This window comes from Streptomyces sp. NPDC002853, from assembly GCF_053591915.1.
Genome location: NZ_JBSFUS010000001.1, coordinates 785,827 through 805,840 on the forward strand (window position 1 = coordinate 785,827; position 20,014 = coordinate 805,840).

Sequence of the window (20,014 nt, forward strand, 5' to 3'; positions counted from 1 at the left end):
AGCCTCCTTCAAGGCAGCGTTGGTGGCCCTTCGGGCAGGCCCTGACCCGGATCGAGCGGCAGCACACCGGGCAGCTCGCCCGGTGCGGAGACCGGACCCGCGCCCGGCCTCGCGCTCGGATTGATCAGCGCCTGGTAGGGCCCTACCGCATGCGTACCCAGACGGCGCAGGGCGGACCACATCGTCACCTGGTTCGCGGAGATCACCGGCATCCGCAGCTCGGCCTCCAGCTGCGGGATGACGTCGTACGTCGCGAGGTTGGTGCAGCTGATGAAGAGGGCATCGGCCCCGCCGAGCACCGCCCGCCGCGCCATGTCCGCCACGTCCTTGTACGGCACCTTCCAGATGTGCCGGGTCAGGCCCAGGTAGGCGCGGCCGGTGACGGACACGCCGGATTCGGCCAGATAGTGCTCCAGGGACTGCGTCACCGACCAGGTGTAGGGCGTGACGAGCGCGATGCGCCGCGCTCCCAGGTCGGCGAGCGCTTCGAGCAGCGCGCCCGAGGTCGTGACGGAGGAGACCGCGCCCTCGCGGGTCATGGCCTCGCACATCGCGCGCTCGCCGGCGATGCCGCCGACGAAGCTGCCCGACGTGCAGGCGTACGCGAGGACTTCGGGTTCGGCGGCGCTCAGCGCCCGCACCGCCTCGCCGAGCGTTTCGTGCTCGCTGACGAGTCGTGCCAGGTCAAGGCTTACCTCGACGGGCACATAGGGAGTGCGGGTCAGATGGAGGGAGACCTCGTCCGGCACCCAGCGCCAGAGCTCCCGGTCGAGGGCGAAGTCGAAAGGGGCGACGACACCTACACCGCGTTGAGGGTGTGGTCCGCCGAGGAAGGAGACGTCCATGAGCAGGCCCCAAGTTCGTGCGTGCGTGCAATGGAGGGACCGGCCGGGGGCCGGGAGATGCGGAACCGGCGACGCGCCGGGACGTCGGGATGGGGCAGAAGGCGCGAAGAAAGCGCTACAGAGTGTGCTACGACCTCGTACGGAGAGTACTCAGTCGTGGGGTGCTTGTGATAGAGCACCTCTGTTGACGAAGGTAGTTTCAGGTGCGAGCGTGGTCAATCCGCGCATCTCAGACGGCTCTGGCCGACACGATCCCAGGGAAGCGGACTCTCATTGCGAAACGGTTTCTCCTCGATGTCCGAATCAACGCCTGATCAGATGTCCGAAACAACCGTTCTGGTCCTTGACGCCCCATCTCCCGCCCCGCCGCCCCGCCTCGGCAGCCTCACCGGCCGCGCCCGCATCCTGCACGCGGACGCCGACACCCTGGCGGAGCAACTCCCCCACGCCGACGTGCTGCTGGTGTGGGACTTCCTCTCGGACGCCGTGCGGCTCGCGTGGCCGGGCGCGGGCCCGCGGCCGCGCTGGGTGCACACCGCGAGCGCCGGCGTGGACCGCCTCATGTGCCCGGAGCTCGCCGCGTCCGACACGCTGGTCACCAACGCCCGCGGCGTCTTCGACCAGCCCATCGCCGAGTACGTGGCGGCCCTCGTCCTGGCCATGGCCAAGGACCTGCCGCGCACCCTCCGGCTCCAGGACGAACGCACCTGGCAGCACCGCGAGACCCAGCGTGTCGCGCGTACGCGCGCGTGCGTCGTCGGTTCGGGACCGATCGGGCACGCCATCGTCCGGATGCTCAAGGGCCTGGGGATCATCACCGCCCTGGTGGGGCGCAGCGCGCGGAACGGCGTGCACGGGCCCGACGAGCTCGACCGGCTGATGGCGCGCGCCGACTGGGTGGTGTGCGCGGCGCCGCTCACCGACGACACGCGCGGCATGTTCGACGAGCGGCGCTTCGGGATGATGCAGCCGTCGGCGCGCTTCATCAACATCGGGCGCGGCGCGCTCGTCGTCGAGGACGATCTCGCGGCCGCCCTCTCGAAGCGGTGGATCGCGGGCGCGGCGCTGGACGTCTTCGAGCACGAGCCGCTGCCCGCGGACAGCCCGCTGTGGACGGCGCCGGGGCTCCTCGTGTCCCCGCACATGAGCGGCGACACGGTGGGCTGGCGCGACGAACTGGGCGCGCAGTTCGTGGAGTTGTACGAGGAGTGGGCGGCCGGGCGACCCCTCTCCAACGTGGTCGACAAAAAACGTGGGTATGTACCCGGGAATTGATCACCCTTGAGGAGCGTGCATGACCGAGCTCACGGATCTCACCGCGGTACAACTCGTCGAGGCCTATCGCAAGGGCGAATTCAGTCCGGTCGACGCTACGCGCGCGGCGCTGCGCAGGGCCGAGGAAGTGCAGCCCGCGGTGAACGCCTTCGTGCGGGTGGACGGCGAACAGGCCCTGGCGCAGGCCGAGGAGAGCGCCGGGCGGTGGCGGCGCGGTGAGCCGCAGGGCCTCCTCGACGGGGTTCCGGTCACCGTCAAGGACATCCTGCTGCAGCGTGGCGGCCCGACGCTGCGGGGCTCCAAGACCATTCGTACGGAAGGGGCTTGGAACGAGGACGCGCCGTCGGTGGCGCGGCTGCGTGAGCACGGCGCGGTGTTCGTCGGCAAGACGACGACACCCGAGTTCGGCTGGAAGGGCGTCACGGACAGCCCGCAGAGCGGGATCACGCGCAACCCGTACGACACCTCGCGCACCGCGGGCGGTTCGAGCGGCGGCAGCGCGGCGGCCGTGGCGCTCGGCGCGGCACCGGTGTCGCTGGGCACGGACGGCGGCGGCTCGGTGCGTATCCCGGGTGCCTTCTGCGGCATCTTCGCGCTGAAGCCGACGTACGGACGGGTGCCGCTGTACCCCGCGTCCGCGTTCGGCACACTCGCGCACGTCGGCCCCATGACGCGGGACGCGGCGGACGCGGCGCTCCTGATGGACGTCATCAGCGGGCCCGACGCGCGTGACTGGTCCCAGCTCGCCCCGGCGACGGACAGCTTCAGCGCGGGTATCGAAGGCGGCGTACGCGGCCTGCGCATCGCGTACTCACCCTCGCTCGGCGGCCAGGTCGCGGTGCGGCCCGCGGTCGCCGCCGCGGTGCGGCGGGCGGTGGAGTCCCTCGCCGCGCAGGGTGCGTACGTCGAGGAGACGGACCCCGACTTCACGGACCCGGTGGAGGCCTTCCACACGCTGTGGTTCAGCGGGGCCGCGCGGGTGACCCAGCATCTGCCGCCCGACCGGCGGGAGTTGCTCGACGCGGGGCTGCGCGAGATCTGTGCGCAGGGCGCCCGGTACAGCGCGCTCGACTACCTTGCCGCAGTCGACGTACGCATGGAGCTGGGCCGTCGCATGGGCCGCTTCCACCAGACGTACGACCTCCTGGTCACTCCGACGTTGCCGATCACCGCGTTCGAGGCGGGGGCGGAGGTACCGAAAGGTTCCGGCCATCGCAGGTGGACCGGATGGACCCCTTTCACGTACCCCTTCAACTTGACGCAGCAGCCCGCCGCGACCGTCCCGTGCGGGGTGGGCGGGGAGGGGCTGCCCATCGGGGTGCAGATCGTGGGGGCGCGGCACGCGGACGCGCTCGTCCTGCGGGCCGCGCACGCGTTGTACGAAGCGGGCAGCGCGGGGATCGCGCCGCCCGCCCTTGACTGAACCTGCGAGCCCGCGGCCTACGCTCTGCGGAAATTCAGCGTCTCGCCCTGCGCGCCCGCGCGCCACAGGTCGTTGCAGGCCTCGGCCATCCGGTCGAGGCCGTCGACCACCTGCCCCCAGACGATGCCGGGGACCCAGCCGACGTCGCCGTTGAGCAGCAGGTTGTTGCGTTCGTAGAAGAGGGCGAGGTCCACGACCGTGGCGCCCGCCTTGACGTCCGCGGCCGGTTCGTACCCATAGGCCTGCGTGCCCAACTGCGTCCCGTTGAAAGAGAAATAGCAGAGGTCGCCGGGAATGGGGGTGACTGTCGGATTCTCCAGGGGCGGCTCGCGGTCCGCGAAAGCCGGAAAGAGGGCGTAGATCTCATTGCGGGCGTACTTCGCGTGATAGACGTCCTCGCTGAGCGGAAGCGCCTCCCACACCGCCTCGCAGGTCAACGGGGCCCGGTCGTCGAGCAGCCTTGCCGTGCACTGAACTCCCCGCTTGGCGAGGGAGACTTCGATGAATCGGTCTGCCATGTGTCCCATGCTCCTCCCTGGGTCAAGACCACAACGATTGCATCAGGGGCTGAAATTGGCCCGCATATTCCGCGTCGAGTCGGGTAGCCGCGCGCCCATGGCTCCACCACTTTGGAACAACCCAGAGAGCAATGAGACAGAGAGCTCCCGTGCCGACGGCCCGGGACCGAGTGCGGCGCCTCGGAACACCGGGGTCCGCCGACGATCACTCCTGTTCGGCGCGGGCGCGGTAGGTGCGATGGGCGCGCTCGGCGCCGCGGGCTGCAGCAAGGTGCCCACGGGGGACACGCTGGCGCGCCTGAAGTCGCAGGGGACCGTACGGCTCGGGATCGCGGGTGAGGCGCCGTACGGGTACATCGACGAGAACGGAGCCTTCACCGGCGAGGCGGTGGAGCTCGCGAAAGTGATCTTCAAGCGCCTCGGCGTCGCCAAGGTCCAGCCCGTGGCGACCGAGTTCGGTTCACTCATCCCCGGCCTGAACACGCAGCAGTTCGACGTGGTCGCGGCGGGGATGTACATCAACAAAGAGCGCTGTCAGCAGGTCATCTTCTCCGACCCCGAGTACCAGATGCTGGACGCCTTCATCGTCCCCAAGGGCAACCCGAAGAAGATCAACAACTACCAGGACGCCTTCAAGATCAAGGCGAAGATGGGCACCGGTCCCGCCTACGCGGAGATCGACTACGGCATCGCAGCGGGCTACAAGCGGGGCGACATCTCCATCTTCCCGGACCCGGTCGCGGGCATGAACGCCGTCGAGGCCGGCCGCATCGACTTCTTCGCGGGCACCGCGCTCACCGGTCGTGGCGTGGTGCGCAAGAGCACCAAGGCGGAGGCGACCGAGGCCTTCGCGCCCATCGTCGACGGTGAGAAGCAGATCGACGGCGGCGGCTTCACCTTCCGGCCGACCGACACGGAGCTGCGCGACGCCTTCAACGTGGAGATCCACAAGATGAAGAAGAGCGGCGAGCTCTTCCGCATGCTGAAGGACTTCGGCTTCACCAAGGACGAGATGACCACGCTGACCGCAGAGGAGCTGTGCAAATGACAGCGGGACTGTGGGAACACTGGGTTCTGCCCGGTATCTGGATCACCATCCAACTGACGGTCTACAGCGCGGCCCTCGCCACCGTCGTCGCCTTCGGCGTCGGCATGGCCCGCACCCACCGGCTGCGCACGGTGCGCTTCCTGGCCGGTTTCTACACCGAGATCTTCCGCGGCACCTCGTCGCTGGTGCTGATGTTCTGGATCTTCTTCGTCCTGCCGCAGCTGGTGGGCTGGGCGCTGGTCCCGATGTGGGCGGCCGTGCTCGCACTCGGACTCTCCTACGGTGCGTACGGCGCCGAGATCGTGCGCGGATCGCTCAACTCCGTGACACCGGCACAGCGCGAGGCGGGGGTCGCGTTGAGCTTCAGCCCGGCGCAGCGGATGCGGTTGATCCTGCTGCCGCAGGCCATCCCGGAGATGATCCCGCCGTTCTCGAACCTGCTGATCGAGCTGCTCAAGGGCACCGCCCTGGTCTCACTGCTCGGCATCGGCGACGTGTCCTTCGCCGCGAACCTGGTGCGCCTGGCGACCACGGAGAGCGCCGAGATCTACACGATCACCCTGGTCATCTACTTCGTGATCGCGTTCCTGCTGACCCGCGGGATGCGCTCCCTGGAGCGTAAGACCAAGGCCGGCATCGGGCAGAAGACCGAGTCCCGGGGCCTGATGTCCAGGCTCAACTGGCGTCAGGAGATCGAAGTTGCACAGATTCCGAAGAGCGGGGGCACCGGCGCATGATCATCGCTGCTGACAAGTGGGACTGGGGCGCCGTCTCCGACTTCATGCCGCACTTCTGGGACGGTGTCCTCACCACCCTGCAGATCCTCGCCCTGGGCTCGCTGATCTCGTTCTCGCTCGGCCTGGTGTGGGCGCTCCTGTTCCGCGCGCCCAGCCGCTTCGTGCGGTGGCCGGTCGGCATCATCACCGAGTTCATCCGCAACACTCCGCTGCTCGTGCAGCTTTTCTTCTTCTTCTTCGTGCTGCCGGAGTGGGACATCCAGTTCTCCGCGCTGACGACCGGCACCATCGCGATCGGCCTGCACTACTCGACGTACACCGCGCAGGTCTACCGCGCGGGCATCGAGGCCGTACCCGTCGGACAGTGGGAGGCCGCCACGGCGCTGAGCCTGCCCTACCGCCACACCTGGACCGCGGTGATCCTGCCGCAGGCCATCCGCCGCGTGATCCCCGCCCTCGGCAACTACGTCATCGCCATGCTGAAGGACACCCCGCTGCTCGCCAGCATCGGCGTCCTTGAGCTGCTGCAGCGCTCGCGGCTCCAGGCGGCGGAGACCTTCCAGTACACCGAGGCCCTGACCGTCGTCGGCGTCGCCTTCATCGTCATCGCCTACCCGTCCTCCCTCCTCCTCCGAGCTCTGGAGCGTCGTCTTGTCGTCTGAAACCACTCCCAAGGAAACGGCCAACCCGGCGGTGGACGGCAGCGAGCTGATCCGCTTCGACAAGGTCACCAAGAGGTTCGGCTCGAACACCGTCCTGGACGAGCTCGACTTCTCCGTGGACTCGGGCAAGCACGTCACGCTGATCGGCCCGTCGGGCTCCGGCAAGACCACGATCCTGCGGCTGCTCATGACCCTGATGAAGCCCGAGGAGGGCACCATCAAGGTCGGCGGGCGCTACCTCACGCACGAGGAGAAGAACGGCAAGCTCGTGCCCGCGGGCGAGAAGTACATCCGCGAGGTCCGCAAGAACATCGGGATGGTCTTCCAGCAGTTCAACCTCTTCCCGAACATGAAGGTCCTGCGGAACATCACCGAGGCGCCGGTCCAGGTGCTCGGCCTGTCCAAGGACGAGGCCGAGGAGCGCGCCCGCGGGCTGCTGGAACTGGTCGGGCTCACCGAGCACATCGACAAGTACCCCAACCAGCTCTCCGGCGGCCAGCAGCAGCGCGTCGCGATCGCGCGCGCCCTGGCGATGCGCCCGCAGGTGCTGCTCCTGGACGAGGTCACGTCCGCGCTCGACCCCGAGCTGGTGGCGGGTGTCCTCGACGTCCTGCGGGACATCGCGCACACCACGGACATCACGATGCTCTGCGTGACCCACGAGATGAACTTCGCCCGTGACATCTCGGACCAGGTCCTGATGTTCGACTCCGGCCGGGTGATCGAGTCCGGGACGCCGGAGAAGATCTTCACCGAGCCCGAACACGAGCGGACCCGGGAGTTCCTCAGCGCGGTTCTGTGACCGCACATCGCAATTGCGCAGGCTATGGCCTTGGGTGATGACGCTGGCATATGCCAGGGTGGCGCGTTCCTGCTGAGAGTGCCGGAACGCGCCACCAATGTCCCCAACAGCCGCTCCATATACCCCTCTTGGCCGCTATCGTGGACGGAGCCCAGCTGTCCGGAACCGTTGCACGCAGGGGGAAGCCGTGGCGCTGAAGCACGAGCCGACCACGCCGCAGCACTCGGTGCAGAGCGCGCTGCGCGTGCTCGAGATCGTCGCCCGGCACAACGCAGGCGTCACCGACGCCGAGCTCGCCCGACAGACCAAACTGCCCGCACCCCAGCTCGCCGCCCTGCTGCGGATGCTGCGTCGCGAGGCGTACGTCGAGCAGGTCGCCGACGGCGCGTATGTCACCGGTGCGTCCCTCGCCCGCCTCGGTTCGGCCCACCGCCGCGAGCAGGCCCTGCGGGACAAGCTCAAGGACACCCTCGACGAACTGCGCGACTCGATCGGCGCCGCCGTCTACATCAGCCGGTACGAGGACGGCGAAATCAAGATCACCGACTTCGCGGACGGCCCCCGCACCCCCAAGGTCAACGAATGGGTGGACTTCCGCTCCTCCGCCCACGCCAGCGCGGTCGGCAAGAGCCTGCTGACCCAGCTCGACCTGAACGGCCGCAGGGACCATCTCTCCCGCCACAAGATGGCCCGCCTCACCTCGCGGACGATCACGAACGAGCGGGTCCTGCTGAACCGCCTCGCCGCCCAGCCCGCCACGGTCCCGGTCCTCGACCTCCAGGAGTACGCGGTCGGCACGGTCTGTGCCGCCGTCCCCATCACCGCGGGCTCCGCGGTCGGCTGCCTGGCGCTCTCCCTCCCGGTGGAGCACGCGCACCGGCTGCGGGAGGCGGCCCGGACGCTCAATCGCAGGGCCGCGCCGGTGCTGCTCTCGCTGGCGATCTAGGGGCGGACGCCCGGCCGGTCGTGGGCGGTCCTGAGCACCCTTCGGGACCAGGTATTATTTTTGAGTCAGCAGGCGCCGCTAGCTCAGTTGGTTAGAGCAGCTGACTCTTAATCAGCGGGTCCGGGGTTCGAGTCCCTGGCGGCGCACAGACAGAAGGAAGCCCCTCGCGGAAGCGAGGGGCTTCTTTCGTTCGGCGGCGGTCTCGCGGCAGATCCGGGCGGGATCTCCCGCGCATATCCCTCGCACCGGTGAGGACAGCGCCCTCAGGGCCCCGCGATACTGGCACGGCCCTCCTGCCCCGAGGAGCCGCCCCGTGCACCGTCCCTCCCCCGCACTGTCCAGGCTGACCCGGCTGCGCACCGCCCACCCCTACGTCATGGACACCGCGCTCGCCGCCCTGGTGCTCTTCGCCGTCTCGCTCCAGTTCCTCTTCCCGGACGAGGGCGGCGATCCGCTCAGCGCGGCCGGGTTCGCGCTGGGCGCGGGCACCGCGCTCCCGCTGATCTGGCGGCGTCGCGCGCCGATGATCTGCGCGAGCGTGATCGCCGTCTTCACGCCCGCCATGGCGCTGTACCACCGGCCGCCGCCCGACGTCTGCATCGGCGGCATGGTCGCCCTCTACACCGTGGCCGCCCTGAGCACCCCGCTGCAGCGGCGCGTCATGCTCGCCGGGTGGCTGACGGGGGCCGCCGTCACGATGACCTTCAAGGAGCACGCCGAGCCGTACGAGTACCCCTTCCACCTGCTCAGCCTCATCAGCGCGTACGCCCTCGGGTCCTTCGCCCGCGTGCAGCGCGCGTACACCCAGGCCCTGGAGGAACGCGCCCGGCGCCTGGAGCGGGAGCGTGCCGCCGAGACGGCGCGGGCGGTCGGCCAGGAGCGGTCCAGGATCGCCCGCGACATGCACGACATCCTCGCCCACGCGGTGAGCCTGATGGTGGTCCAGGCGGAGGCGGGCCCCGTGGTGGTCCGCAGCGACCCGGACCGCGCGGTGGGGGCGTTCGACGCGATCGCGGGTGCGGGACGCGACGCGATGGTGCAGTTGCGACGGATTCTGGGCGTACTGAGGGAGCCGTCGGACCCCGGTGGCGGGCGCGTCCCGCAGCCGACGCTCGCGGCGCTCCCGGAGCTGGCCGAGCTGGTGGAACAGGCGGGCCTGCGGGTCGAGTTGACGGAGGAGGGCGAGCCCCGCCCCTTGCCGCCCGACGTCGAGGTGGCCGCGTACCGCATCGTCCAGGAAGCGCTGACCAACTGCGTGAAGCACGCGGGGGCGACCACCGTGACCGTTCAACTGGAATGGAGCACCGTCGACTTGACGCTGCTCGTCCAGGACGACGGCTGCGGGCGTTCCGCCTCCGACGGCACCGGGCACGGCCTCGTCGGCATTCATGAGCGTGCCATCGCCTGCGGCGGCACCGCCGAAGCCGGGGACGGGCCCGATGGTGGATTCCGTGTCGCCGTGCGGCTGCCCACGGCATCCTTGGGGGATGAGCATCCGGGTGGCCGTGGCCGACGATCAGGAGCTGGTGCGCAGCGGCTTCTCCATGATCCTTCAGGCGCAGCCCGACATCGAGGTGGTGGCGGAGGCCGGTGACGGCGCCGAGGCGGTGGCGGCGGTGCGCAGGCACACCCCCGACGTCATCCTCCTGGACATCCGGATGCCGGGGATGGACGGCATCGAGGCGGCCCGCCAGGTGTGCGCGCAGTCCAGCTGCCGGGTCGTCATGCTCACCACCTTCGACCTCGACGAGTACGTGTACGAGGCGCTGTACGCGGGAGCCAGCGGTTTCCTGCTCAAGGACGTGCGCAGGGACGACCTGGTGCACGCGGTGCGCGTCGTGGCGGCCGGGGACTCGCTGCTCGCGCCCTCGGTGACGCGGCGCCTGGTGGCGGACGTGGTCCGGCGCCGCCGCACGGACGCCGACGCGCCCCCCGTGTCGCCCTCCGAACGCCTGGCGGTGCTCACCGCCCGCGAGGAGGAGACGCTGCGGCTGCTCGCCCGGGGCCTGTCCAACGCGGAGATAGCGGCGTCGTTCGTCGTCAGCGAGCACACGGTGAAGACCCACGTCAGCAACGTCCTGTCGAAGCTGGCGCTGCGGGACCGGGTACAGGCGGTGATCTGCGCGTACGAGACGGGGCTCGTGGTGCCGGGGAGCTAGGGCCGCGCCCTTGGCCGCCGTTTCCTCTCCCCCGTCCGACGGAGGTCTGCCCCGCGCGAGGGAGGCGGCAAGACCGCTCGGTACGGCGATCCGCCGCGTCCGGTCGACGGCGACGCTGAGGGGCGTACCCGGACCCCTTCCTTGGAGGAGGCAGAGCCATGCCGGCCGCCCTCGCCCGTACCGCGACCCGACGCCCTCGAACCGTCGTCCTCGTCTGGCTCCTGCTTCTCGTCATCGGCCTGGGCTTCGGCACCCGGGTCTTCGGTGATCTGACCTCCTCGGTGGAAGACGTGCCGGGAAGCGAGTCGGTCGTCACGACGGAACGCCTGGCCGAACTCACCCCGGAGGGCGACGACTTCAACGCCGTCGTGGCCGCTCCCTCCGTCGACACCCCGCAGATCCGCGCGCAGGTGGGCGACGCGGTGGCCGACGTGCGGAAGCAGCCGGGCATCGCCCAGGTGCCGAATCCGTACACCACCCGTGGCCTGGTCGCCCAGGACGGGAAGGCCCTGCTCATCCCCGTCACGCTCAAGGGCGGCCTCGACGACGACGCCGAGGAGGAGGCCGTCGGCGACGCGGCCGACCGCCTCCGTGAGATCACCGCCGGTGACGTGGCGGTGAGCGGCGGGCCGCTGCTCGGCGAACAGATGGGCGGCAGGGCCCAGGAGGACGTGGCCCAGGCCGAGTTGATCACCCTGCCCGCCGTACTGATCGCCCTCCTGCTCATCTTCGGCGGGCTGCGGGCCGCCGGGCTCCCCCTCCTGGTCACCGTCAGCGGCGTGGCCGGCGCCTTCCTGACCCTCTACGGCTTCAGCCAGTTCACCGAGATCTCCGTCTACGCCGTCCAGATCGTCACCATGCTGGGCCTCGGCCTGGCCGTCGACTACGCGCTCCTGATGGTGATCCGCTTCCGCGAGGAGCGGGGGAAGACCGATGACGTGGTGCGGGCCGTGCACGCGACCGTCGCCAATGCCGGACGCACCGTCCTGTTCTCCGGTCTGACGGTGGCCATCAGCCTGTCGGGGCTGGTCTGGTTCCCCAGCCCGTTCCTGCGCAGCATGGGCCTCGCGGCCGGTGCGGTGGTCGTGGTCGACATGCTGGCGGCGCTGACGCTGCTGCCCGCGCTGCTCGCCCTGTTCGGCGGGAAGATCGCCCCTTCGGGCGCGAAGCCCCGTACGCGGCGCCTGACCTGGCGGCGCGCCGGCCGGGCGGGGGCCGCACCCGAGCCCGGTGCCTTCTTCGCCCGCCTCGCCCTCTTCTCCGCCCGGCGCCCGGTGGCCGTGACCGCCACCGCCGTGGCCGTACTCACCTTCCTCGCCCTGCCCGCACTCGGGATGCGGATCAACATCGGCGACGCACGGCAGCTCCCGCACGACACCGAGGCGCGGCAGCTGTACGAGACCGTGCGCGAGCACTACCCGGCGGGGACGGACACCGACCCCGTCCAGGTGCTCATCCGGCCGGACGCCGATCCTGACCGCGAGGACGCGTTCCGGGCCCTGGCCGGGGTCAGGTCGGCCGACAGCGAGCGGCTCTCCGACGGCACGGTCCTGCTCGAACTGACCCCGGTGGGTTCGGTCGACGGCCCCACCGCCACGCGGCTCGTGGAGCAGGTGCGCGACCTCCGGGGCGACGAACCGGTCCAGGTCACCGGCAACGCGGCGAGCCTCGTCGACTTCCGTTCGATGCTCGCCGAGCGCGCTCCCTGGGCCGTACTCACCGTCCTGGTCGGCCTGTTCGCCCTGCTCTTCGCCTTCACCGGCTCACTGTTGCTCCCGCTGCGTACGCTCGCCACCACCCTGCTCAGCCTGGGCGCCGCCCTCGGCGTCGTGGTGTGGGTGTTCCAGGACGGGCATCCCGCGGGGCTGCTCGGCGGTGAGGGTCTCGGGGCGCTGAGTCTGACCGCACCGCCGCTGATCATCGCGATCGCGTTCGGGCTCGCGATGGACTACGAGCTGTTCATCCTGTCCCGGATGCGGGAGACGTGGCTGGAGACCGGCGACCACCGTGCCGCCACGGTCGAGGGCCTGCGCCGCTCGGGCCGTGTCGTCAGCTGCGCGGCGCTGTTGCTCGCGATCGTCTTCGGCGGCTTCATGACCGGCGGCTTCTCACCGATCCTGCAGATCGGTCTCGGCCTGACGCTCGCGGTGCTCATCGACGCGACCTTGGTGCGGATGTTCCTCGTCCCGGCGACGATGACGCTGCTGGGCCGCCGTGCCTGGTGGGCGCCGCCGCGGATGCGGAAACTCCACCAGCGGTACGGGCTGCGCGAGGAGACCTCTTCCGACCAGGACCTCGTCAGGCAAGCACCACCCAGTCCATGACCAGGGCGGCCACCAGGCCGGCGGCGAGGAGATAGCTGCCGAGCCGGGTCCTGCCCCGCCTGCTGAGTTCGATCACCAGGCCGCAGAGCACGAGCAGCAGCCCGTACACCCCCACGACCAGCACGGACGACCGGCTCGCCAGACGTACGGCGAGCACCACGGCCGCCGCGGCCATCAGCACCGAGGCCGCGGCGATCCGTATGCGGCGGGCCTGGCGCGGCGTGAGGCCTGCCCGTATCTGGTCTGACGTGCTCATGGTTCAGGATCGTAATCGACCTGACCGGTGGCCTGTGCATGCTTTCCCGGCTCAGGAGCGCAGGTACGCCAGGACCGCGAGGACCCTGCGGTGCGTTCCGTCCCCCGGGGGCAGGTCCAGTTTGCCGAGGATGTTGCCGATGTGTTTGCCCACCGCGGCCTCGCTGACGACGAGTTCGGCGGCGATCGACGCGTTCGACCTGCCCTCGGCGACCAGGCCGAGCACCTCGCGCTCGCGCGGCGTGAGCTGTTCGAGGGGGTCGCGGCGGCGCCTGATCAGCTGCCGTACGACCTCCGGGTCCACGACCGTGCCGCCGTCCGCGACCCGCGCCACCGCGTCGGCGAACTGCTCGACCTGGCCCACCCGGTCCTTGAGCAGATAGCCGACGCCGGTGCCGTCCCCGGTGTCCAGGAGCTCGGCGGCGTACGAGCGTTGCACGTACTGGCTGAGCACGAGCACCGGCAGCTTCGGCCGCCGTGCCCGCAACGCGAGGGCGGCACGCAGCCCTTCGTCCTGGAAGCTGGGCGGCATGCGCACGTCGGTGAGGACGAGGTCCGGTTCGTGCGTGTCGACGGCGGCGCTCAGTCCTTCGGCGTCACCGAGCGCGGCGGGCACCTCGTGGCCGAAGCGGGCGAGCAGGCCGATGAGTCCCTCGCGGAGCAGCACGCTGTCCTCGGCGACGACGATTCTCAGTGCTGGGCGCTGGTCGGTTGCTGGGCTCGGCACGGGATCTCCACGGACAGTACGGTCGGGCCGCCCGGCGGGCTGGTGACCGTCAGTGTGCCATCGAGCACCGCGATCCGGTCCGCCAGGCCCGTCAGGCCGGTGCCGTGGGCGGGATCCGCGCCGCCGTCGCCCTCGTCGCGCACGTCGATGCGCAGCACCTCTCGCTCATGACGGGCGCTGATGTGCGCGCGGCGGGCGTTGCTGTGCCGGGCGATGTTGGTGAGGGCCTCGCGGGTGGCGAAGTACCCGGCGGATTCGACCGGTTCGGGGAGGCGGGGCAGGTCAAGGTCGGTGTCCGCCGGGACCGGGGAGCGGTCGGCGGCGTCCTCGATGGCGGCGGCGAGGCCGTAGTCGGCGAGGACCTGGGGGTGGATGCCGCGGATGAGTTCGCGCAGTTCGGTGAGGACGCTGCCCGCCTCGTCGTGGGCCGTGGCGAGCTGGGCCGCGAGGGCGCTGCCGGGGGCGGCGTCGAGCCTTGCCAGCCCCAGGGTCATGGTCAGCGCGACGAGTCGCTGCTGGGCCCCGTCGTGCAAGTCCCTCTCGATCCGCCGCCGTTCGGCCTCAAAGGCGTCGACGAGTCGGGCCCTGGAACGGGTCACTTGCTCCAGCTGGGTGGCCAACTCGGCCTCGCGGGGCGCGAGGAGGAGGCGGGCGAGGGAGGCTCGGGCGGTGGCGTAGGCGCCGAGGGGGTAGAGCAGCGGGGCCAGGAGGACGAGTCCGAGCGCCGCCAGGGCGAAGGCGTGCGGGTAGTCACCGACCAGCCAGAGCTTCGCGGCGCGGATCTCGCCGCCGTCCAGGGCGAGTTGGGCGGGAGTGACGATGAGGAGGGCGGGGGCTCCGACGGTGCAGGCGAGCACCAGGAGGTCCAGCGGCCACAGGACGAGGGCGAGCAGCACGGCGTACGCGAGCTCGCGCCAGGTGGCCTGCTCCTTGAGGCGCAGCCTGAACCAGGCGGGGATGCCGGGGGCTTCGGGGGTGCGGTGCGGGGTGGGGGCCGGGGGTGCGGGGTCGACGAGGCGTGTGCGGCGGCGTTCGAGTGCGGCGATGGGGATGCCGGCGAAGGCCAGGAGGGGGAGGAGGGGGATGCCCACGAGGACCAGGGCGAGGGCAAGGCCGAGGGTGAGGCCGAGAATCCCGCCGATGAGAACAAGAACCCCGAGCAGCACACCCCCCAGCAGGTACGCCACGCCCCTCCAGGGCGCCCCGCTCCTCAGATACGCCCGCCCCTGCATGCCCACCCACGCGCTCACCCCGGTCATGAGGCCACGGTATGGGCTGCGGATCAACCCGTCAGCAGACCCTCGCGGCCCTGGGCCCGGTACTGGCCCAGCAGTTCAGCCATGGCTGACGGCACGAGGCGGCGGTAGTCCCCCGCCCCGGGATCCGGTCGCCACCACACGGGGTCCCCGCAGCGGAACCCCTCCCCCCGCAACGCGGCCCGCGCCACCTTGTTGGTCGCGGTGACCGGCATCCGCCCCACCACCCGTACGAAGCGGGGCGCCATCTTCGTGCCCAGGTCCCCCTGCGCCAGCAGGAACTCGGCGAAGGCGAGCGGATCGAACTCCACCCCCGGCCGCGGGGCGATCGCCGCCATCACCTGATCCCCGGAAACCGGATCAGGCACCGCGTACACGGCGACCGCCGCGGCCGCCTCCCACCGCGCGAGGATGTTCTCGATCATCGCCGCCGCCAGGTTCTCGCTGTCCACGCGGAGCCTGTCATCCGTGCGACCCGCGAAGTAGAGGAACCCCTCCGCGTCGCGGTAGAAGAGGTCCCCCGTCCAGTACCAGCCGTCCCGGAGCCGCGCCGCGTCCGCCTCCGCGTTGCGCCAGTACCCCTCGAAGGGCGACCGGCCTTTGTTGACCAACTCCCCTATCGCCGCGTAGCCGTTCAGCAGCCGCCCGTCCGCGGCGAAGACGGCAGGCGGGCACTCCTCACGCGTACCGGCGTCCACCACCGCGAGCTCGTCCCCCGGCGCCGCCCGCCCGATCGCCCCGGCCGGAGTCCCCGGCACCCGCTGGATCGCCGCACCGCCCTCCGAAGATCCGTAGCCCTCCACGAGCCGCACGCCGAAGCGCTTCTCGAACCGCGCCGCGTCCACCGCCCCGGCCTCCGTGCCGAAGCCCATCAGGAGGGGGTTCTCCGTGTCGTCGGGGCGCTCGGGCGTCGCCAGGAGGTACTGCACCGCCCGGCCCACGTATGTGAAGTACGTCGCCCCGTACGCCCGTACGTCGTCCAGGAACGCCGAGGCCGAGAAGCGCCGCCGCAGCGCCACCCCCGCCCCGGCCGCGAGCGCGGGCGCCCAGTCCGCGATCACCGCGTTGCCGTGGAACATGGGCATGCAGATGTAGTGGACGCCCTCCGGGCCGAGCCGGAAGTGGCCGGCCAGGGACTGCCCCGCCGCCGCCAGACGCCCCTGGCTGCAGATCGCGGCCTTGGGCGCGCCCGTCGACCCGGAGGTGAAATAGAGCAGCATCCGGCTCGACGGGGTCGCCGCCCGCGACACCTCCGGGCGCGCGTCCGCGTAAGGGGCGAGCAGCTCCCCGTACGCATCCGTGTCCGTCACCAGGATGCGTACGCCCGGGAGTTGGAGCCCGTCCAGGAGCGCGAGATGCGCCCGTTGCGTGACCAGGACCCGGCAGTCGGTGTGCACGATGTCGCGGGCCAGTTCCGCGCCCCTGCGCGTGGGGTTGATGCCTGCCACCGCCGCGCCCGCGAGCGCCGCCGCGCTCAGCCACAGGGGGTACTCGGGGGTGTTGTCGAGCAGGACGCCGACATGCGGCTCGGCTCCTTTGGGCAGCAGGTCGGCGAGGAGCGCCGCTCTGGCCGCCGCGCCCGCCGCGACCTGGTGGTGAGTGAGCTCCTGCTGCTCGAAGCGCAGCCCGGTGTGGTGGTCGCCCCAGCGCGCCTGCACGAGTTCCGCGACGGTTCTCCCGGTGGACTCCATGGCCGCGCACCATAACTGATGCTTCGTCAGATGGGGAGAGGGTTACGGCCACCCCTGGTCGATCTCGTCGCCCGAGTCCGTCGGGTCCCAGTCGAACGATTCAGAGGCGTCGAACATGTCGTTCGCCGTCACCATGAAGAAGACGCAGAAGGCGAGCATGACGCCGAAGAAGCAGAGCGCGCCGATCAGGGCCGCCGTGCTCCTGGCGGGGTCCGGCGCACGCACCGTCGCCGCTTCCGGGCGGTCGGCGGCGTAGTACACGGTGACGATGTCGCCCTCGATGATCGTCCCGGGGCCGTTCGTCTCCTCGAACCGTACGGGGCGGCCCGCGGGCGGGGTGAACTCGTAGACGTGGTGCAGCGAGGTGCTGACGCGGCCCCGGTCGCCGTGGCGGCTCGTCGTGGTGTACGTGCGCAGACAACGCGCCTGCGCCGTCAGGCCACTTGCCCATGCCTCGCGCAGCCGCAGATGGCGATTGATCACCGCGACCCCCGTGGCGATCACAACGGCGCCGATCAATGTCGGCACGGCATAGAAGAAGAACTCCACTGCATCCCCCGGTGGTTGCTGCCGGTACTGCCCCGCGCACGCCGCCCTGACCTTGGACGGCGTGCGCAGAACCTACCCGTGGGGAGTGCCGTGGAGCCTCAAGCCCTGCTCAGAACTTGACGTCGGAGCAGGCGTAGAACGCGTTCGCCGTGTCGTGGACCGTCCACACCGCGACGATCACGTGGTGTCCGCTCCTGCCGCCGGGGATGGTCCCGGAGTGCGAGAGCGTGGCGGGCGGCTGCTGGCCGTTGTAGGGGACGTTGAGGAACGGGGTCGTCTCGAGGGCGGCCCGCGTGACGGGCTTGCTCTCGTCCCAGCCCTGCTTGGTGATGTAGTACTTGAAGTCGGTGGTGCGGTGGCGTGCCGTGAACTGCCAGCGGAAGCTGTAGTTCTGCCCCGCGCTGACACTGGTCGTCGGCCAGGCTCCGCCGCCCGGCGCCTTCGGCTGGTTGAGCGAGTCGAAGCCGCCGACGCCCGCCGAGCAGATCTTGCCGTCGGCGGGACCGGACGCCGGGAAGCCCTTGGGGCCCTCGACGCTCTGGGGTTCGTACTGGATCGAACCGCAGCCGCTCACCGTGCCGTTGGCACAGTTGATCTGGCGACTGGCCGGCAAATCGGTGTAGCCGTGACCGCTCGCGCCACCGGACGAGAGCGCGAGGGCCCCGACCGTGGTGGCGCCGAGCATGGCCGCGTACAACTTCTTGTTTCGCATGCTGCCGCTCCAGGGGAAACGTGGGGGTTCCGTGAGCCGTGCGCGCGCCGCGGCACCGCACCGCCGCGGGTGCGGGGCGCAGTGAATGCAGTGAGTACTGCGGTCTAGACCAAGCCCAGATTATGGGCGGTAGTTGAACATGTCCATACCAATAGTGGAGACGATCCGATCGCAGCGGTGGCGCGACTTCTCGACGAGATCACCGTTCGGGCCATCGTTCGTCTCCACCCACGCGGCCGCCCCACCGGCCGTCAGGCCGCCCGTCAACTGCCGCTCGATCAGGCGCTGTTGACGTACCTCCGCAGGTGCCGCCACGTACCAGCACTCCCTCATCAGCTCCCGCGCGTCGCGCCAGCCGGGCAGATCGCAGGCCAGATAGTTCCCCTCGGTGACCACGATCCGGGCGGTCGGCGGGACGCGGTGCCGGGCGGCCACCGGCTCGTGGAGCGTGCGGTCGTAATCGGGTACGTAGATGTCGTGGCCCGTGTCGTCGAGGACCCGGGTGAGGAGTGCGACGTACCCCCGGACGTCGAAGCTCGGCTCCGAGCCCTTGCGGGACGTGAGGGAGAGGCGCTCCAACTGGTCGTTCGAGAGGTGGAACCCGTCGAGCGGGAGATACGCGGCCCCCTCGCCGATCTCCTCCACCAGCGCCCGCGCGAACGTCGACTTGCCCGCGCCGGGCGGCCCCGCGATCCCGAGGAGGACGCGGGGCCGGTCGGCGGTCAGCAGCCGGGCTTCCCTGGCCAGGGCCGGGAGCGTGGGGGCGGCGGTGGGGGTGGGGTCAGGGGCGGGGGTGGGGTCAGCGGTCTCCATGTCCCGTATAGAACGCCACCGTGAGGTCCTTGACCAAGGCCTTGCGCTCGTAGTCGTCGAGCTCGACCAGGCCGCGGGTGGTCAGCCGGGTCACCGTGTCCTCGACGGAGTCCACCACCGAGGTGAGCACGCTGTCCCGGTGCCGTGCGTCCAGGGCGGCGACCCGGCGCAGACGCATGGTGTCGGCGATCTCGGGGGCGTACTCGATGCGGGTCGGCTGGGCCGAGAAGATCTCGATGCCGACCGGCTCGGCCTCCGCCACGAGCATCCGGGTCAGCGCGTCGCCCACCGCGTCCGCGTCGCGCAGGGTCGGGGTGTCGTCGTGGAAGGCGTCGGCGGGCAGCCGCGACAGGACGCGTGCCGTCGCCGCCTCGACGCACTCGCGCAGATACTCCTGATGGTCGGCGACGCCGAGCGTCGCCCGCGCCGCGTCCTTGACCCGCCACACCACGAGGACGACGACCCGCAGCGCGACCCCGCCCCGGTCCACGGCGGGCATCGGTTCGCTGCGCCAGTGCCGCAGGCGTACGTCGACGCGGCGGCGCAGGAGAAGCGGGTTGACCCACATCAGGCCGGTGCGGCGGATGCTGCCGCGGTACCGCCCGAAGAGGGTGAGCACCCACGCCGTACCGACCCTCCCCCGGGCAAGGCCCCCGAACCCGAACAGCGCGAGGGCGCCCGATCCGGCGAGCGAGGCCCACTGCGCGAGACCGATCCCGGCGTACGCGCCGTGGCCGCCGGGCTCCTCCACCCCGAACAATCCGGCCGCCTGCGCCACCGGCTCGGGCAGCACCCCCGCCCACCACAGCGCCGCCACGCATCCGGTGACTCCCGCCGCGCCGCCGAGCACACCGACCGCGCCGGGCAGCACGCGCGCGGACCGCTCGCCGAGGTCGGGGTCGACCACGGGCAGGGGCCGCGCCACCGCCGACGCGGGCGACGCCTTGGCCGGGGGCCGCCGGTTGGCGCGCGGCTGTTCCCCTGTTCCTTGGCGGCGCCGCACCACGGCGGGCGCCAAGGGCACCCCCGGGTCGGCGGGGTCGTCGCGGAAGAGCAGATGGATGGGGATCTCGGTGGTGGCCTCGCTGTGGATCAGGCGCGGGGAGCGGGCGGCCGTGTCCGGGGCGCCGGCGGTCTGCGGTTCCTCGGGCTGGGGGGTCTGTGACCGTGATGCCGCTGTCGCACTCATCCTTGCCTCCGGCTCATACGTGCCTCGATCTCATACGTGCCTGAATGTCATCCGTGCCCCGGCCACATCCGAGCCTCGCCGCG

Annotated in this window: 20 protein-coding genes and 1 tRNA gene; 11 read left to right on the forward strand and 10 right to left on the reverse strand. The window is 70.9% G+C overall.

Going from position 1 to position 20,014, the window contains the following annotated elements; all coding sequences use genetic code 11:
* Positions 1-8: 8 nt before the first annotated feature.
* Positions 9-845 carry a maleate cis-trans isomerase family protein gene (locus ACWD02_RS03430; RefSeq protein ID WP_365816696.1) on the reverse strand — a complete coding sequence of 279 codons (837 nt, stop codon included), beginning with the start codon at positions 843-845 and terminating at the stop codon, positions 9-11.
* Between the two features lie 318 nt (positions 846-1,163).
* On the opposite strand from ACWD02_RS03430, the gene ACWD02_RS03435 reads away from it, so the two are divergent.
* Entirely contained in the window at positions 1,164-2,120 is a 957-nt protein-coding gene (locus ACWD02_RS03435; RefSeq protein WP_451203943.1) for a D-2-hydroxyacid dehydrogenase, read from the forward strand.
* Positions 2,121-2,139: 19 nt separating this feature from the next.
* The gene (locus tag ACWD02_RS03440) at positions 2,140-3,543 is read left to right on the forward strand and encodes an amidase (RefSeq protein WP_451203945.1); all 1,404 of its coding nucleotides are present in this window, start codon (positions 2,140-2,142) and stop codon (positions 3,541-3,543) included.
* A gap of 17 nt (positions 3,544-3,560) precedes the next feature.
* On the opposite strand, the gene ACWD02_RS03445 is transcribed toward ACWD02_RS03440, so the two are convergent.
* Complete coding sequence (locus ACWD02_RS03445) at positions 3,561-4,061, reverse strand: DUF3830 family protein (RefSeq protein WP_451203947.1); 501 nt, start codon at positions 4,059-4,061, stop codon at positions 3,561-3,563.
* Positions 4,062-4,299: 238 nt separating this feature from the next.
* On the opposite strand from ACWD02_RS03445, the gene ehuB reads away from it, so the two are divergent.
* The 9 genes from ehuB (at position 4,300) to ACWD02_RS03490 (ending at position 12,739) form a co-directional block, all read left to right on the forward strand.
* The gene (gene ehuB / locus ACWD02_RS03450; RefSeq protein WP_451203949.1) at positions 4,300-5,109 is read left to right on the forward strand and encodes an ectoine/hydroxyectoine ABC transporter substrate-binding protein EhuB; all 810 of its coding nucleotides are present in this window, start codon (positions 4,300-4,302) and stop codon (positions 5,107-5,109) included.
* Positions 5,106-5,846, forward strand: a complete 741-nt coding sequence (ehuC, locus tag ACWD02_RS03455; protein WP_451203951.1) for an ectoine/hydroxyectoine ABC transporter permease subunit EhuC — start codon at positions 5,106-5,108, stop codon at positions 5,844-5,846. The genes ehuB and ehuC overlap by 4 nt, the downstream gene beginning before the upstream one ends.
* A complete protein-coding gene (gene ehuD, locus ACWD02_RS03460) occupies positions 5,843-6,508 on the forward strand; it encodes an ectoine/hydroxyectoine ABC transporter permease subunit EhuD (protein WP_451203953.1) in 666 nt (221 codons plus the stop codon). The genes ehuC and ehuD overlap by 4 nt, the downstream gene beginning before the upstream one ends.
* Positions 6,498-7,310: an ectoine/hydroxyectoine ABC transporter ATP-binding protein EhuA gene (gene ehuA, locus ACWD02_RS03465; protein WP_451203955.1), complete on the forward strand. Its 813-nt coding sequence runs from the start codon at positions 6,498-6,500 to the stop codon at positions 7,308-7,310. Before ehuD ends, ehuA begins: the two co-directional genes overlap by 11 nt.
* A gap of 187 nt (positions 7,311-7,497) precedes the next feature.
* Positions 7,498-8,256 (forward strand): IclR family transcriptional regulator, encoded by a 759-nt coding sequence (locus ACWD02_RS03470; protein ID WP_451203957.1) that lies wholly within the window; start codon positions 7,498-7,500, stop codon positions 8,254-8,256.
* 72 nt (positions 8,257-8,328) lie between these two features.
* Positions 8,329-8,402 (forward strand) — tRNA-Lys (locus tag ACWD02_RS03475).
* A 167-nt stretch (positions 8,403-8,569) separates the two neighbouring features.
* Positions 8,570-9,850: a sensor histidine kinase gene (locus tag ACWD02_RS03480; RefSeq protein ID WP_451203959.1), complete on the forward strand. Its 1,281-nt coding sequence runs from the start codon at positions 8,570-8,572 to the stop codon at positions 9,848-9,850.
* On the forward strand, positions 9,744-10,415 hold the full coding sequence (locus tag ACWD02_RS03485; protein WP_451203961.1) for a response regulator: 672 nt from the start codon (positions 9,744-9,746) through the stop codon (positions 10,413-10,415). Before ACWD02_RS03480 ends, ACWD02_RS03485 begins: the two co-directional genes overlap by 107 nt.
* A 158-nt stretch (positions 10,416-10,573) precedes the next feature.
* Positions 10,574-12,739 carry an MMPL family transporter gene (locus ACWD02_RS03490; RefSeq protein WP_451203963.1) on the forward strand — a complete coding sequence of 722 codons (2,166 nt, stop codon included), beginning with the start codon at positions 10,574-10,576 and terminating at the stop codon, positions 12,737-12,739.
* On the opposite strand, the gene ACWD02_RS03495 is transcribed toward ACWD02_RS03490, so the two are convergent.
* From ACWD02_RS03495 to ACWD02_RS03530, 8 genes are all read right to left on the reverse strand, one after another.
* Positions 12,714-12,995, reverse strand: coding sequence for a hypothetical protein (locus ACWD02_RS03495; RefSeq protein WP_451203965.1), 282 nt, complete (start codon positions 12,993-12,995; stop codon positions 12,714-12,716). The genes ACWD02_RS03490 and ACWD02_RS03495 overlap by 26 nt on opposite strands.
* 51 nt (positions 12,996-13,046) lie before the next feature.
* Entirely contained in the window at positions 13,047-13,721 is a 675-nt protein-coding gene (locus tag ACWD02_RS03500; protein WP_451203967.1) for a LuxR C-terminal-related transcriptional regulator, read from the reverse strand.
* On the reverse strand, positions 13,685-14,980 hold the full coding sequence (locus ACWD02_RS03505) for a sensor histidine kinase (RefSeq protein ID WP_451203969.1): 1,296 nt from the start codon (positions 14,978-14,980) through the stop codon (positions 13,685-13,687). The genes ACWD02_RS03500 and ACWD02_RS03505 overlap by 37 nt, the downstream gene beginning before the upstream one ends.
* A 23-nt stretch (positions 14,981-15,003) precedes the next feature.
* Positions 15,004-16,668, reverse strand: a complete 1,665-nt coding sequence (locus tag ACWD02_RS03510) for an AMP-binding protein (protein ID WP_451203971.1) — start codon at positions 16,666-16,668, stop codon at positions 15,004-15,006.
* 42 nt (positions 16,669-16,710) lie between these two features.
* The gene (locus ACWD02_RS03515) at positions 16,711-17,196 is read right to left on the reverse strand and encodes a DUF3592 domain-containing protein (RefSeq protein WP_451203973.1); all 486 of its coding nucleotides are present in this window, start codon (positions 17,194-17,196) and stop codon (positions 16,711-16,713) included.
* Positions 17,197-17,326: 130 nt separating this feature from the next.
* Entirely contained in the window at positions 17,327-17,929 is a 603-nt protein-coding gene (locus ACWD02_RS03520; RefSeq protein ID WP_451203975.1) for a lytic polysaccharide monooxygenase auxiliary activity family 9 protein, read from the reverse strand.
* A gap of 120 nt (positions 17,930-18,049) precedes the next feature.
* Complete coding sequence (locus ACWD02_RS03525; protein ID WP_451203977.1) at positions 18,050-18,742, reverse strand: nucleoside/nucleotide kinase family protein; 693 nt, start codon at positions 18,740-18,742, stop codon at positions 18,050-18,052.
* Positions 18,729-19,931: an SPFH domain-containing protein gene (locus ACWD02_RS03530; protein WP_451203979.1), complete on the reverse strand. Its 1,203-nt coding sequence runs from the start codon at positions 19,929-19,931 to the stop codon at positions 18,729-18,731. The genes ACWD02_RS03525 and ACWD02_RS03530 overlap by 14 nt, the downstream gene beginning before the upstream one ends.
* Between the last annotated feature and the right edge of the window lie 83 nt (positions 19,932-20,014).

Excerpts from the sequence above, each read along its gene's own strand:
- ehuD (WP_451203953.1), top strand. The coding sequence starts at position 5,843 with ATGATCATCGCTGCTGACAAGTGGGACTGGGGCGCCGTCTCCGACTTC.
- ACWD02_RS03490 (WP_451203963.1), top strand. The coding sequence starts at position 10,574 with ATGCCGGCCGCCCTCGCCCGTACCGCGACCCGACGCCCTCGAACCGTC.
- ehuC (WP_451203951.1), top strand. The coding sequence starts at position 5,106 with ATGACAGCGGGACTGTGGGAACACTGGGTTCTGCCCGGTATCTGGATC.
- ACWD02_RS03505 (WP_451203969.1), bottom strand. The coding sequence starts at position 14,980 with ATGACCGGGGTGAGCGCGTGGGTGGGCATGCAGGGGCGGGCGTATCTG.
- ACWD02_RS03430 (WP_365816696.1), bottom strand. The coding sequence starts at position 845 with ATGGACGTCTCCTTCCTCGGCGGACCACACCCTCAACGCGGTGTAGGT.
- ACWD02_RS03510 (WP_451203971.1), bottom strand. The coding sequence starts at position 16,668 with ATGGAGTCCACCGGGAGAACCGTCGCGGAACTCGTGCAGGCGCGCTGG.
- ehuB (WP_451203949.1), top strand. The coding sequence starts at position 4,300 with ATGGGCGCGCTCGGCGCCGCGGGCTGCAGCAAGGTGCCCACGGGGGAC.
- ACWD02_RS03495 (WP_451203965.1), bottom strand. The coding sequence starts at position 12,995 with ATGAGCACGTCAGACCAGATACGGGCAGGCCTCACGCCGCGCCAGGCC.
- ACWD02_RS03445 (WP_451203947.1), bottom strand. The coding sequence starts at position 4,061 with ATGGCAGACCGATTCATCGAAGTCTCCCTCGCCAAGCGGGGAGTTCAG.
- ACWD02_RS03435 (WP_451203943.1), top strand. The coding sequence starts at position 1,164 with ATGTCCGAAACAACCGTTCTGGTCCTTGACGCCCCATCTCCCGCCCCG.
- ACWD02_RS03440 (WP_451203945.1), top strand. The coding sequence starts at position 2,140 with ATGACCGAGCTCACGGATCTCACCGCGGTACAACTCGTCGAGGCCTAT.
- ACWD02_RS03525 (WP_451203977.1), bottom strand. The coding sequence starts at position 18,742 with ATGGAGACCGCTGACCCCACCCCCGCCCCTGACCCCACCCCCACCGCC.
- ACWD02_RS03520 (WP_451203975.1), bottom strand. The coding sequence starts at position 17,929 with ATGCGAAACAAGAAGTTGTACGCGGCCATGCTCGGCGCCACCACGGTC.
- ACWD02_RS03485 (WP_451203961.1), top strand. The coding sequence starts at position 9,744 with ATGAGCATCCGGGTGGCCGTGGCCGACGATCAGGAGCTGGTGCGCAGC.
- ACWD02_RS03530 (WP_451203979.1), bottom strand. The coding sequence starts at position 19,931 with ATGAGTGCGACAGCGGCATCACGGTCACAGACCCCCCAGCCCGAGGAA.